The organism is Streptomyces sp. DSM 106670, assembly GCF_055792845.1.
This window is the reverse complement of sequence record NZ_CM147704.1, coordinates 4,597,659-4,611,148: the sequence shown is the minus strand read 5'-3', so window position 1 is coordinate 4,611,148 and position 13,490 is coordinate 4,597,659. Positions and strand designations below refer to the sequence as shown.

Here is a 13,490-nt window from a genome sequence, read left to right as displayed (position 1 = left end):
GGCGTCCGTTCGACCGGTCTCCGCGTTCGGCGCTCGGTTCAACGCGTTCGCCGGCCACTGAGGAAAGTGGCCGGCGAACGATGGGGCGTGATTCAGCCGTTGTTCAGGCCGGCGGCTCCCGCCGGATCCGAACCCGCGGCGCCCTAGTCCGTGCCCTTCCCCGTGCCCTTGTCCGTGCCTTTGCCCGCGGGCGGGGCGGCGGCCGCCTGGGTGCCGAGGTAGGTGGACCAGTCCGTCTTGGGCGCCTCGCCGACGCCGAGCGTGGTCAGCTTGGCCAGCGTCTTCGGGTCCTGGGCGTCCAGCCAGTCGGCGAGCTGCCGGAACGACACACAGCGCACGCCCTCCTGGGGGCACACCTTCGCGATGGTCTCCTCGATGGCACGCATATAAGTGCCGCCGTTCCAGGACTCGAAGTGGTTGCCGATGATCAGCGGCGCCCGGTTGCCGTTGTACGAGCGGTCGAAGGCCTGAAGCAGCCCGTCCCGCATCTGGTTACCCCAGTACTCGTGCTGGGAGGGGTCGCCCTGGGTGGCCGTGCCGGACTGGTTGACCATGAAGTTGTAGTCCATCGAGAGCGTCTCGAAGGCGCGGCCGGGCATCGGGACGAGCTGGAGCGGAATGTCCCAGACCCCGTCCTTCTTCTGAGGCCAGACCTGGTTGCCGACGCCGCTGGAGTCGTAGCGGAAGCCCATGGTCCGGGCGGCGGCGACCATGTTCTTCTGGCCTTCGAGGCAGGGGGTGCGGGCGCCGATCAGTTCCTTGTCGTAGTCGAAGGGCAGCGGGGCCTCGCCCTTCAGCTCCGGGGTGTTGGTCTTCCAGCTCTTGACGAAAGCTTTCGCCTGGCTGATCTCGCTCTTCCACTCATCGACGGACCAGGTCCCGACGCCGCCGTCCGCGCCGCAGAAGTGGCCGTTGAAGTGGGTGCCGATCTCGTTGCCGTCCTGCCAGGCGGCACGAACCTCGGCGAGGGTGTCGCGGATGCCCTCGGTGTCGTTGAAGCCGATGTCGGAACGGCCCGGCGCGTGCTGGGGCGGGTTGTAGAGGTCCTTCTTGTCCTCCGGCAGCAGGTACACGCCGCTGAGGAAGTACGTCATGTTGGCGTTGTACTTCTTGGCCACACCGCGGAAGTGCGAGAAGAGCTTCTGGCTGTCCTCTCCGGCGCCGTCCCAGGAGAACACCACGAACTGCGGCGGCTTCTCGCCGGGCGCAAGGCGCTTGGCGGCCGGCATCTTCGGCTGGACCCCGGTGAAGGCGGTGGATCCGTCCCCGATGAGCTTGACCGCGTTCTTCGGGGCGGCGGCCGGAGGGTTCTCCTTGGCGCCGTGGGCGCCCTTCTCCGCGTCGGCTCCCGGCCCCCCGGACGCGGCGGCGCCTCCGGAGCCGGAGCCGGCTCCGGAACAGCCCGCGAGAACGGCGACCAAGGCCGTGGTCATGACGCCCAAGGCGATCCTCTTCGTGGCGGCCATCATCCGCCCACCCTCTTCCTTGCAGGTTATTTGCGTTGAAGTGCCGACACGGCGCGGCCAAATTCGCACGCGGTCCCACACAGGAAGGGGCGACATACCGAATGAAAAGCTTTTTATTCACCGATAAGAGTTATCAACTAGCCCGAACGACGCGAAGGACTCGGCCCTGAACCGGGCGAGCCCCGGGCCCGTGCAACGAGATGACCCCGTTCCGCATCACGCCCCGGCACACCCCGCGGGGACGCAACTGCCGTGCGCCACGCGTCGTACGGCGGCCCTCGACCGCGGAACGGGATCATGGCTCCATACACGAAGACACAGGTCTAAACCAATTCCCGGCAGACACTTGTCACCCGGCCTCGCGCCTGATGAGCTATGCCCCGGGACACAACGGACACCCTGGGACTGGGAGAAGTCGTGAGCAACGAGAGCCTGGCCAACCTGCTTCGGGAAGAGCGGAAATTCGCTCCGCCCGCCGAGCTGGCCGCCAACGCCAACGTCACCGCAGAGGCGTACGAGCAGGCCGCGGCGGACCGGCTGGGCTTCTGGGCCGAGCAGGCCCGCCGCCTGACGTGGGCCACCGAGCCGACCGAGACCCTCGACTGGAGCAACCCGCCCTTCGCGAAGTGGTTCGCGGACGGCAAGCTGAACGTCGCGTACAACTGCGTGGACCGCCACGTCGAGGCGGGCAACGGCGACCGGGTCGCCATCCACTTCGAGGGCGAGCCGGGCGACAGCCGGGCCATCACCTACGCGGAGCTGAAGGACGAGGTCTCCCGGGCCGCCAACGCGCTGACCGAGCTGGGCGTCGGCAAGGGCGACCGGGTCGCCGTCTACCTGCCGATGATCCCCGAGGCCGCCGTCGCGATGCTGGCCTGCGCCCGCATCGGCGCCGCGCACTCCGTGGTCTTCGGCGGCTTCTCGGCCGACGCCATCGCTGCCCGGATCAAGGACGCGGACGCCAAGGTCGTCATCACGGCCGACGGCGGCTACCGCCGCGGCAAGCCGTCCGCGCTCAAGCCCGCCGTCGACGACGCCGTCTCCCGCTTCGAGAACGTCGAGCACGTCCTCGTCGTCCGCCGCACCGGTCAGGACACCGCGTGGACCGAGGGCCGCGATGTCTGGTGGCACGAGATCACCGCCCGCCAGTCCACCGAGCACACCCCCGAGGCCTTCGAGGCGGAGCAGCCGCTCTTCATCCTCTACACCTCGGGCACCACGGGTAAGCCGAAGGGCATCCTGCACACCTCCGGCGGCTACCTCACACAGGCCGCGTACACGCACCACGCGGTCTTCGACCTCAAACCGGAGACCGACGTCTACTGGTGCACCGCCGACATCGGCTGGGTGACCGGGCACTCGTACATCGTCTACGGGCCGCTGGCCAACGGCGCGACGCAGGTCATGTACGAGGGCACGCCCGACACCCCGCACCAGGGCCGGTTCTGGGAGATCGTGCAGAAGTACGGCGTCACGATCCTCTACACCGCGCCGACGGCGATCCGTACGTTCATGAAGTGGGGCGACGACATCCCCGCGAAGTTCGACCTGAGCAGCCTCCGGGTCCTCGGTTCGGTCGGTGAGCCGATCAACCCCGAGGCGTGGATGTGGTACCGCAAGAACATCGGCGCCGACAAGTGCCCGATCGTGGACACCTGGTGGCAGACCGAGACCGGCGCGATGATGATCTCGCCGCTGCCCGGTGTGACGGAGACGAAGCCGGGAAGCGCCCAGCGCGCACTGCCGGGCATCTCCGCCACCGTCGTGGACGACGACGCCAACGAGGTGCCGGACGGCGGGGGCGGCTACCTCGTCCTCACCGAGCCGTGGCCCTCCATGCTCCGCACCATCTGGGGCGACGACCAGCGCTTCATCGACACCTACTGGTCGCGCTTCGAGGGCAAGTACTTCGCGGGCGACGGCGCCAAGAAGGACGAGGACGGCGACATCTGGCTGCTCGGCCGGGTCGACGACGTCATGCTCGTCTCCGGGCACAACATCTCGACCACCGAGGTCGAGTCCGCCCTCGTCTCCCACCCCTCCGTCGCCGAGGCCGCCGTGGTCGGCGCGGCCGACGAGACGACCGGCCAGGCCATCGTGGCGTTCGTGATCCTGCGCGGTACGGCGACCTCCTCCGAGGAGCTGGTCGCGGAGCTGCGCAACCACGTCGGCGCGACGCTCGGCCCGATCGCGAAGCCCAAGCGGGTGCTGCCGGTCGCCGAGCTGCCGAAGACCCGCTCCGGCAAGATCATGCGCCGGCTGCTGCGCGATGTCGCCGAGAACCGCGAGCTGGGCGACGTCACGACGCTGACCGACTCCTCGGTGATGGACCTGATCACCACCCAGCTGCCGTCCTCCTCGTCCGAGGACTGACAGCACGGAACAGACGCATGAGTACGGCTCCGATGGGCATCCGGCAACGCGCCGGGTGCCCATCGGGCATTCAGCCCGAAGATCGCCTCGTACGATCCCGCTTTTCCCGCCCCCGGTAGAGTGGGCGCTTCGCTTCACCCACAACTTCAGAGAACATCTCCACAGGGGCGCCGGGAAGTCTGGTCGGCATGTCCATCAGTCCTGCCCTCATGCCGCCCTGACCTGGAGGTCTCTTTCGTGACACCCCCCTCCCCCGCCCCGCCCCGCCGCCCGCTGCTCGGCAGGCTCTCGCTCCCCGAGCGGAACTACGTGGCGGAGGCGCTCCGTACGGAGACGGTCGGCGGTGTGCTCCTGCTGGTGGCGGCGGTCGCCGCTCTCGTCTGGGCCAACGCCTTCGGCGGCTCGTACCGCGCGGTCAGCGATGTCCACTTCGGGCCCGGCGCCCTCGGCCTGGACCTCTCCGTGGCGCACTGGGCGGCGGACGGGCTGCTCGCCGTCTTCTTCTTCGTCGCCGGTGTCGAGCTCAAGCGCGAACTGGTCGCGGGCGAGCTCCGCGATCCGAAGGCCGCGGCCCTCCCGGTGGTGGCGGCCCTGTGCGGCATGGCCGTGCCCGCCCTCGTCTACACCCTCACCGCGGTCGTCGGCGGCGGCTCGACGGACGGCTGGGCGGTCCCGACGGCCACCGACATCGCGTTCGCGCTCGCCGTCCTCGCGGTGATCGGCACCTCGCTGCCCTCCGCGCTGCGGGCCTTCCTGCTCACCCTGGCCGTCGTCGACGACCTCTTCGCGATCCTGATCATCGCGGTGTTCTTCACCTCGGACCTGAACTTCCCGGCGCTCGGCGGAGCCGTCCTCGGTCTCGCCGTCTTCTACCTCCTGCTCCGCTTCGAGGTCCGGGGCTGGTACGTCTACGTCCCGCTCGCCCTGGTCATCTGGGGCCTGATGTACAACAGCGGCATCCACGCCACCATCGCCGGTGTCGCCATGGGCCTGATGCTGCGCTGCACCCGGCGCGAGGGCGAGGAGCACTCCCCCGGCGAGCACATCGAGCACCTGGTCCGCCCGCTGTCGGCCGGGATCGCCGTCCCGCTGTTCGCCCTGTTCTCGGCCGGGGTCGCACTGAACGGCGAGGCGCTGGCGGGCGTCTTCACCCGGCCCGAGACGCTCGGCGTCGTCCTCGGTCTCGTCGTCGGCAAGACCGTCGGCATCTTCGGCGGCACCTACCTCACCGCCCGCTTCACCAGGGCGACGCTGAACAAGGACCTGGCCTGGGCCGATGTCTTCGCGGTGGCCACACTCGCCGGCATCGGGTTCACCGTCTCGCTGCTCATCGGCGAGCTCGCCTTCGAGGGCGACCCGGACACGGTCAACGACATCAAGGCCGCCGTGCTGCTCGGTTCGCTGATCGCGGCCACGCTCGCCTGTGTACTGCTCAAGATCCGGGTACGCACCTACCGTGCGCTGATCGAGGCCGAGGAGCGGGACGAGGACGGATCCGGGGTACCCGACGTCTACGAGCAGGATGATCCGGAGTATCACCTGCGGATGGCCGCCATCCACGAGCGCAAGGCGGCCGAACACCGCCGTCTCGCCGAAGAACGGGCGGGGGCAGCGCGCAACAAGCCGAACAGTCCGGCATGATCTGACATCGGATGTGTCGAAGACGGAGAGGGAGTCAGGGATGAGCGACCCCGGCAACTACGTGGGCAGTGCGGACCGCAGCATCGGGCAGCTGGTCGCCTCGGCGACGGCCGAGATGTCCGCGCTGGTGCACGACGAGATCGCCCTGGCCAAGGCGGAGGTACGACAGGACGTCAGGCGCGGGGCGATCGGCAGCATCGCGTTCATCGCCGCGGGCGTGTTCGCGCTCTTCTCGATCCCGGTGCTGAGCTTCGCCGCGGCCTACGGCATCCACAACCTGGGCCTCGGGCTCGCCTGGTCGTTCCTGATCGTCGGCGTGGCGTTCATCGCGCTGGGCGGGCTGCTGGCGTTCCTGGGCATCCGGAAGTTCAAGAAGGTCAAGCCGCCGGAGAAGTCCATCGCCTCCGCCAAGCAGACCGCCGCCGTCCTGCAGAACGCCAAGCCGCACCCGCGTGCGTCCGTCGAGGCCGCCGCGATCATCGAGCGCTCCGGCGGCTCCGGCAGCAGCCTGGCGAAGAAGAGTGTCGAAGGCGGCTCCGGTGTCGGCTCCGGTAAGGACGAGGCCGCCGCTGTGGCACGCTCGTCCACATGACGGTTCCCGATTCCAGCGCATTCGGCCCGACGGGTCCGGTGGACCCGGAGGGTTCGGCCACCCCGTCGGCCCCGGCGGACCCTGCCGCCACCGGCCTCGCGGGCCGGACCGCCGCCACCGGGGGGCCGGTGCGCCTCGACGGCCCCTGGACCCACCGCGACGTGGCGGCCAACGGTGCGCGGTTCCACATCGCGGAGATGGGCGAGGGGCCGCTGGTGCTCCTGCTGCACGGCTTCCCGCAGTTCTGGTGGACCTGGCGTCACCAGCTGCCCGCGCTCGCCGACGCGGGCTTCCGGGCGGTCGCGATGGACCTGCGCGGGGTGGGCGGCAGCGACCGCACACCGCGCGGTTACGACCCCGCCAACCTGGCCCTCGACGTCACCGGCGTGATCCGCTCCCTCGGCGAGCCCGACGCGGCCCTGGTCGGCCACGACCTCGGCGGCTACCTCGCCTGGACGGCCGCCGTGATGCGGCCCAAGCTGGTCCGCCGGCTCGTCGTCTCCTCCATGCCGCACCCGCGCCGCTGGCGCTCCTCGATGCTCTCCGACTTCGCCCAGTCGCGGGCCGGTTCGTACGTCTGGGGCTTCCAGCGCCCGTGGCTGCCGGAGCGGCAGCTCCTCGCGGACGACTCCGCCCTGGTGGGGAGCCTCATCCAGGACTGGGCGGGCCCGCGCACCCCGGACTTCCCCGACGAGGAGACCCTGGACGTCTACCGCCGGGCCATGAGCATCCCCTCCACCGCCCACTGCTCGATCGAGCCGTACCGCTGGATGGTCCGCTCGATGGCGCGTCCGGACGGGATCCAGTTCAACCGGCGGATGAAGCGTCCGGTCCGAGTGCCCACGCTGCACCTGCACGGTTCGCTCGATCCGGCGGTCCGTACGCGGAGTTCGGCCGGGTCCGGCGAGTACGTCGAGGCGCCCTACCGATGGCGACTTTTCGACGGTGTCGGGCACTTCCCGCACGAGGAGGATCCGATCGGCTTCTCCACCGAACTCATCAACTGGCTCAAGGACCCCGAGCCCGACCGGTAGGCCGGTCACCCGTTCGCGCACAGCTGTCCGACGAACAGCCAATTGCCTTCCGCATAGGCCAATTGGCTGACTCGCCGACGGTTACCGACCATGGGTCACGGGCAGACGTCGGGGTATGGGCTGGACGCACGACTTCACTGACGAAGCACGCAACCGCCGCTCCACCGCGTCAACCGGTGTGAGCACTCATGAGGGGGGCGGCCCTCGCGGCCGGGTGCACGAAGTGCATGACCTTCACCGTTCCCGTCTCGGGATTCCGCGCATCCTCCGCCGTCGGGCCCGCTGGGTCTCGGCGCGGCTCCGCCATCCCCGTAACTGACCCTTTCGCTCCCCCTGGAGGGCGCGCCACAAGGCCCGTTGCCGGGCCCGCTAGAGGGCGCAGCCCTGGCTGTCGACCTGCTGGTTGGCCGTGCGGCCGATCTCGATGTCCTCGCGGATCTCGTCGGCCGTCAGCGCGTAGCCGGTGTCCGGGTCGTCGAGCGACTTGGCGAACACCACTCCGTACACCTTTCCGTCCGGGGTGAGCAGCGGGCCTCCCGAGTTGCCCTGACGGACCGTCGCGTAGAGCGAGTACACATCGCGGCGCACCGTGCCCCGGTGGTAGATGTCCGGGCCGTCGGGGTTGATCCGGGCGCGGACGCGGGCCGAGCGCACGTCGTACGCGCCGTTCTCGGGGAAGCCCGCGACGATCGCGCTGTCGCCGGTCCGCGCGTCGTCGTCCGGGCCGGTGAACCGCAGCGGCGTGGCCCGGAGATCGGGGACGTCCAGGACCGCGATGTCGCGCTGCCAGTCGTAGAGGACGACCTTCGCGTCGTACAGCCGGCCCTCGCCGCCGATCTGGACGGTGGGCTCGTCCACGCCGCCGACCACATGGGCGTTGGTCATCACCCGGCGCTCGGAGAAGACGAAGCCGGTCCCTTCGAGGACCTTGCCGCAGCTCGGGGCCGTCCCCACGACCTTGACGATCGACTTCTTGGCGCGGGCGGCGACCGGGCTGCCCACCAGAGCCGGGTCCGGTGCCTTGACCTCGGTGATGGGTTCGTTGGCGAACGGGCTGAAGACCTGCGGGAAGCCGTTCTGCGCGAGGACGGAGGAGAAGTCCTGGAACCAGCTGGGCGCCTGCTCGGGCATCACCCGGTCGACGCCGAGCAGAACCGAGGAGTTACGGACCTCCTTGCCGAGCGTCGGCAGCGAGGTGCCTGCCAGCAGCAGGCCGATCATCCAGGCCACCAGCAGCATGGCCACCACATTGACCAGGGCGCCGCCGGTGGCGTCCAGGGCGCGCGCGGGCGACCACGTGATGTACCGGCGGAGTTTGTTGCCCAGGTGGGTGGTGAAGGCCTGGCCGATCGAGGCACAGATGATCACGATGACGACCGCGCCGATGGCGACCGCGGTGGAGACCTCGGCATCCTCGGTCACCCGGTCCCAGATGACCGGCAGCAGGTAGACGGCGACGAGCCCGCCCCCGAGGAAGCCGATCACCGACAGGATGCCGACGACGAAACCCTGGCGGTAGCCGATGACCGCGAACCACACGGCGGCGAGCAGCAGCAGGATGTCGAGCACGTTCACCGTCTATAGCCTCGCAGTTTCGTCACCTGGCCCGTCGGTGGTGACGGGGTCCGGGCCGGACCCGGAGCAGCGCAGCAGGAGAGCCAGCGTGTCATGCGCGCCAGTCGAGCGGCACCTGTCTGGCCCTGTCCCAGGGGCGTTCCCATCCCGCGTAGTGCACAATCCGGTCGATCACTCCGGCCGTGAAGCCCCAGACCAGAGCCGATTCGACCAGAAATGCCGGGCCGGCGTGCCCGCTCGGGTGGACCGCCGTGGCCCGGTTGGCGGGATCCGTGAGATCCGCCACGGGAACCGTGAAGACCCGGGCCGTCTCGCCCGGATCGACCACCCCGACCGGACTGGGCGCGCGCCACCAGCCGAGCACCGGCGTCACGACGAAGCTGCTGACCGGGATGTAGAGCCGGGGCAGCACGCCGAAGAGCTGTACGCCCCTGGGGTCGAGGCCGGTCTCCTCCTCGGCCTCGCGCAGCGCCGCGCGCAGCGGCCCGGTGGTGGCCTGGTCGCCGTCCTCGGGATCCAGCGCTCCGCCGGGGAACGACGGCTGCCCGGCGTGGGAGCGCAGCGTTCCGGCGCGCTCCATCAGCAGCAGCTCGGGCCCGCGCTCCCCCTCGCCGAACAGGACCAGGACGGCCGACTGCCGGCCCGCCCCGCTCTCGGGCGGCAGGAAGCGGCTGAGCTGCTGCGGCTGGACGCTGCGCGCGGCGCGGGCGACCGGGTCGAGCCATGCGGGCAGGCCGTCGGTGGTGACGGCGACGGCCGGGTCGGGAGCGCGGCCGCCATCACCGCCGGTGGGCGACGGCCCCTCGGCGGGGTCGTTCCCGGCGTGCGCGTGCGTGTGCGTCGTGCCGTGTGTGTGCGTCATGGGCACCCCCGTCGTTTCACAACGCCTGTCGTCGGCCGATTCGTTCCTGACGGGTCCGTTCCCGGCCGCTCCGCTTCCGGCCGCACCGAGCCGGTCGTACCGGGCCGCTCCGTACCGAGGGCTGCCCTCACCCGGCCCCCAGCGCGGGCGCGGGCTTGCCCGGGTAGTCGGCGGGCGGGCTGAGCCGCTGGCCCGGATAGCCGCCCATCTCGTACTTCAGGAGCTTCCTGGCCTTCTCCGGGTCGGTCTCGCCCTCCCCGTACGAAGGGCAGAGCGGGGCGATCGGGCAGGCCCCGCAGGCAGGCTTGCGGGCGTGGCAGATCCGGCGGCCGTGGAACACCACACGGTGCGAGAGCATCGTCCACTCGCTCTTCGGGAAGATCCCCGCCACCACCGCCTCGACCTTCACCGGATCCTCTTCGTCGGTCCACTTCCAGCGCCGCACCAGCCGCCCGAAGTGCGTGTCGACGGTGATGCCGGGAACTCCGAACGCGTTGCCCAGGACGACGTTGGCGGTCTTGCGGCCGACCCCGGGCAGCTTCACGAGGTCCTCCAGACGCCCCGGGACCTCGCCGCCGAACTCGTCCCGCAGGGCGGCCGAGAGCCCTATCAGCGACTTGGTCTTGGCCCGGAAGAACCCGGTCGGCCGGATGATCTCCTCCATCTCCTCCGGCACGGCCGCCGCCATGTCCTCGGGGGTGGGGTAGGCGGCGAAGAGCGCGGGGGTGGTCTGGTTGACCCTCAGGTCGGTGGTCTGGGCGGAGAGGACCGTGGCCACGAGGAGCTCGAAGGGGTTACGGAAGTCGAGCTCGGGGTGGGCGTACGGATAGACCTCGGCGAGCTCGCGGTTGATCCGGCGCGCCCGGCGGACCATCGCGAGATGCGACTCCGGCTTCGGCGCCTTGGCCGGTTTGGCCGTGCGAGCCGCCTTGGACGGTGCGGCCGATGCGGCTCGTTTGACAGGTTTCGCGGATTTCGCGGATTTCGCGGGCTCGGCGGGCGTGGACGATGACACTGCGGACCTCCTGGCCGACTTCCGGAGCGGCTTTCCCGGCTCTCCGGGCGAGCCGTGCGCCTCTCCGAGGGAGCCATTCGCGGCAATCCTCGGGCGCGGCCGGGGTTGTTCGCCCACAGCGGAATCGCCGCCCTTCAGCACCCCGTCAGCCCCCTTGGCCTGCGCTCTCCCCGGCGTTCTGGACACCCGGCCAGCCTAGAGCCAGGCACCGACAACCACCCCTGTCACGGCATATCCACCCCCGATCGGCCCCCTGCCGTAGGGTCCGGCACGCCCGTGCGTCAAACTGGTTTGTGATTGATCGCACTGTTTTACCGTCCGGCATGATGGGGACCACGGTTCCCTGAACAGGCCGACAAGGAGAGAACTCGTGGACGACGTTCTGCGGCGCGCCCCGCTTTTCGCGGCGCTCGATGATGAGCAGGCCGCGGAGCTCCGCGCCTCGATGAGTGAGGTGACCCTCGCGCGCGGAGACGCGCTGTTCCACGAGGGCGACCAGGGTGACCGCCTGTACGTGGTCACCGAGGGCAAGGTGAAGCTCCACCGCACCTCGCCCGACGGGCGCGAGAACATGCTGGCCGTGCTCGGCCCCGGCGAGCTGATCGGTGAGCTCTCGCTCTTCGACCCGGGCCCGCGTACGGCGACCGCCTCCGCGCTGACCGAGGTCAAGCTCCTCGGCCTCGGCCACGGCGACCTGCAGCCCTGGCTGAACGCCCGGCCCGAGGTGGCCACCGCGCTGCTGCGCGCGGTCGCCCGACGGCTGCGCAAGACCAACGACCAGATGTCCGACCTGGTCTTCTCCGATGTGCCGGGCCGTGTCGCCCGCGCCCTCCTGGACCTGTCGCGCCGCTTCGGCGTCCAGTCCGAGGAAGGCATCCACGTCGTGCACGACCTCACCCAGGAGGAGCTGGCCCAGCTGGTCGGCGCCTCCCGCGAGACGGTCAACAAGGCGCTCGCGGACTTCGCGGGCCGCGGCTGGCTGCGCCTGGAGGCCCGTGCGGTCATCCTGCTGGACGTCGAGCGGCTGGCGAAGCGCTCGCGCTGAGGCCCGACAGCCTCCTCGCTCCCCGGCGCTGATCCAGGGCTCAGCCCTGGATCAGCCCTGGATCAGCCCGTGCTCGGTCAAATACTCCAGCTGCGCCCGCACCGACAGCTCGGCGGCCGGCCACAGGGAGCGGTCCACGTCGGCGTACACCTTCGCCACCACCTCCGACGGCGTACGGTGCCCGGCCTCCACCGCCGTCTCCACCTGGGCGAGCCGGTGCGCGCGATGGGCCAGGTAGAACTCCACCGCCCCCTGCGCGTCCTCCAGCACCGGACCGTGGCCCGGCAGCACCGTGTGGACGCCGTCGTCGACCGTCAGCGACCGCAGCCGCCTGAGCGAGTCCAGGTAGTCGCCGAGCCGCCCGTCCGGATGCGCGACCACCGTCGTACCGCGGCCGAGGATCGTGTCGCCCGTCAGCACCGCCCGGTCGGCGGGCAAATGGAACGAGAGCGAGTCCGCGGTGTGCCCCGGCGTCGGCACCACGCGCAGCTCCAGGCCGCCGGTGGTGATCACATCGCCCGCCCCGAGGCCCTCGTCGCCCAGCCGCAGCGCCGCGTCCAGGGCCCGCACCTTCGTCCGCGTCAGCTCCGCGAACCGGCCCGCGCCCTCCGCGTGGTCGGGGTGCCCATGGGTGAGCAGCGTCAGACCCACGCGCCGCCCGGACCGCTCCACCGCCTCGATCACGGCCCGCAGGTGTACGTCGTCGAGCGGCCCGGGATCGATGACGACCGCGAGGTCGGAGCCGGGCTCGGCCACGATCCAGGTGTTGGTGCCGTCGAGCGTCATCGCGGACGGGTTGGGCGCGAGGACGTTGACCGTACGGGCGGTCGCGGGTCCGGAGACCACGGTTCCGCGCGGCTGTCCGGGCAGGGCGGCTGCGTCGCTCACGCGGCACCACCCCCGCCGCCCGCCGTGGGCACGTGTTTGGTGAACTCGTCGTGCCCCGGCCAGCTCAGCACCAGCTCGTCGCCCTCCAGGCGGGCCTGCGCGAGCACCGGGGTCATGTCCTGCACGTCGGCGGCCTCCAGGGCCTCCGCGGCCGTCCTGTACGGCGCGAGGGCCCGCAGCGTGGTCACGGTGGGCGGCATCATCAGCAGCTCGCCCGCGTCGTAGCGGCGGGCCGCGTCGGCGGGGGCGATCCACACCGTGCGGTCGGCCTCGGTGGAGACGTCCCGGGTGCGCTGCCCCTCGGGGAGCGCGGCGACGAAGAACCAGGTGTCGTAGCGGCGCGGTTCGAACTCCGGGGTGATCCAGCGCGCCCAGGCGCCCAGCAGGTCCGAGCGCAGCACCAGGCCGCGCCGGTCCAGGAACTCCGCGAAGGACAGGTCCCGGGCGACCAGCGCCTCCCGGTCGGCCTCCCAGTCCTCCCCGGTCGTGTCGCCGACCACGGTCTCCGCGGTCGGCCCGGCGAGCAGGACGCCCGCCTCCTCGAACGTCTCGCGCACCGCCGCGCACACGACGGCCTGCGCCTCGGTGACCGTCGCCACGCCGAGCCGGGCGGCCCACTGCTCCAACGGGGGCCCGGCCCACCCGATCAGCCGGTCGTCGTCGCGCGGATCGACTCCGCCACCCGGATAGGCGTACGCGCCTCCGGCGAACGCCATGGAGGTCCGCCGCCGCAACATGTGCACGACAGGGCCGGGCGTCGCGGCCCCGGGCCCCGGATCGCGGAGCAGCATCACGGTGGCGGCCCGCCGGGGTGTCACGGCCGTCAGCTCACCGGCGGCGAGGGCCCGGATCCGGTCGGGCCATTCCGGGGGGTACCACTGACCTTGGGACATGGCCGGAGGCTATCCGGAACCGCGCCGATGTTCGAGAGGCTCCCTGATCATCACGGCGACCCGACATGTCCCGTACACGCGCGCCATGCCCGCCACATGCCCCGGA

12 protein-coding genes are annotated in these 13,490 nt (G+C 70.9%); 6 read left to right on the top strand and 6 right to left on the bottom strand.

Annotated elements, in window-relative coordinates; translation table 11 throughout:
- Positions 1-143 precede the first annotated feature (143 nt).
- On the bottom strand, positions 144-1,469 hold the full coding sequence (locus tag ACSMXR_RS20365) for a polysaccharide deacetylase family protein (RefSeq protein ID WP_473169595.1): 1,326 nt from the start codon (positions 1,467-1,469) through the stop codon (positions 144-146).
- A 372-nt stretch (positions 1,470-1,841) separates the two neighbouring features.
- Between ACSMXR_RS20365 and acs the strand changes: the two genes are divergently transcribed.
- The 5 genes from acs (at position 1,842) to ACSMXR_RS20340 (ending at position 7,425) form a co-directional block, all read left to right on the top strand.
- Positions 1,842-3,839: an acetate--CoA ligase gene (gene acs / locus ACSMXR_RS20360; protein ID WP_473169594.1), complete on the top strand. Its 1,998-nt coding sequence runs from the start codon at positions 1,842-1,844 to the stop codon at positions 3,837-3,839.
- Positions 3,840-4,076: 237 nt separating this feature from the next.
- A complete protein-coding gene (gene nhaA, locus ACSMXR_RS20355; RefSeq protein WP_381791137.1) occupies positions 4,077-5,480 on the top strand; it encodes a Na+/H+ antiporter NhaA in 1,404 nt (467 codons plus the stop codon).
- A gap of 40 nt (positions 5,481-5,520) precedes the next feature.
- A complete protein-coding gene (locus ACSMXR_RS20350) occupies positions 5,521-6,072 on the top strand; it encodes a phage holin family protein (RefSeq protein ID WP_137235140.1) in 552 nt (183 codons plus the stop codon).
- Positions 6,069-7,106: an alpha/beta fold hydrolase gene (locus ACSMXR_RS20345; RefSeq protein WP_381791140.1), complete on the top strand. Its 1,038-nt coding sequence runs from the start codon at positions 6,069-6,071 to the stop codon at positions 7,104-7,106. Before ACSMXR_RS20350 ends, ACSMXR_RS20345 begins: the two co-directional genes overlap by 4 nt.
- 115 nt (positions 7,107-7,221) lie before the next feature.
- The gene (locus ACSMXR_RS20340; RefSeq protein WP_103508426.1) at positions 7,222-7,425 is read left to right on the top strand and encodes a hypothetical protein; all 204 of its coding nucleotides are present in this window, start codon (positions 7,222-7,224) and stop codon (positions 7,423-7,425) included.
- 50 nt (positions 7,426-7,475) lie between these two features.
- On the opposite strand, the gene ACSMXR_RS20335 is transcribed toward ACSMXR_RS20340, so the two are convergent.
- The 3 genes from ACSMXR_RS20335 to nth form a co-directional block, all read right to left on the bottom strand.
- Positions 7,476-8,681 (bottom strand): MarP family serine protease, encoded by a 1,206-nt coding sequence (locus ACSMXR_RS20335; protein WP_137235138.1) that lies wholly within the window; start codon positions 8,679-8,681, stop codon positions 7,476-7,478.
- A gap of 91 nt (positions 8,682-8,772) precedes the next feature.
- Entirely contained in the window at positions 8,773-9,543 is a 771-nt protein-coding gene (locus ACSMXR_RS20330; RefSeq protein WP_137235137.1) for an NUDIX hydrolase, read from the bottom strand.
- Between the two features lie 127 nt (positions 9,544-9,670).
- Positions 9,671-10,558 carry an endonuclease III gene (gene nth / locus ACSMXR_RS20325; RefSeq protein WP_240806098.1) on the bottom strand — a complete coding sequence of 296 codons (888 nt, stop codon included), beginning with the start codon at positions 10,556-10,558 and terminating at the stop codon, positions 9,671-9,673.
- Between the two features lie 370 nt (positions 10,559-10,928).
- Here nth and ACSMXR_RS20320 point away from each other — a divergent pair, with 370 nt between their 5' ends.
- A complete protein-coding gene (locus tag ACSMXR_RS20320; protein WP_003967450.1) occupies positions 10,929-11,603 on the top strand; it encodes a Crp/Fnr family transcriptional regulator in 675 nt (224 codons plus the stop codon).
- 51 nt (positions 11,604-11,654) lie between these two features.
- On the opposite strand, the gene ACSMXR_RS20315 is transcribed toward ACSMXR_RS20320, so the two are convergent.
- Positions 11,655-12,491, bottom strand: coding sequence for an MBL fold metallo-hydrolase (locus ACSMXR_RS20315; protein ID WP_137235136.1), 837 nt, complete (start codon positions 12,489-12,491; stop codon positions 11,655-11,657).
- Complete coding sequence (locus ACSMXR_RS20310) at positions 12,488-13,384, bottom strand: NUDIX hydrolase (RefSeq protein WP_381791150.1); 897 nt, start codon at positions 13,382-13,384, stop codon at positions 12,488-12,490. The genes ACSMXR_RS20315 and ACSMXR_RS20310 overlap by 4 nt, the downstream gene beginning before the upstream one ends.
- Between the last annotated feature and the right edge of the window lie 106 nt (positions 13,385-13,490).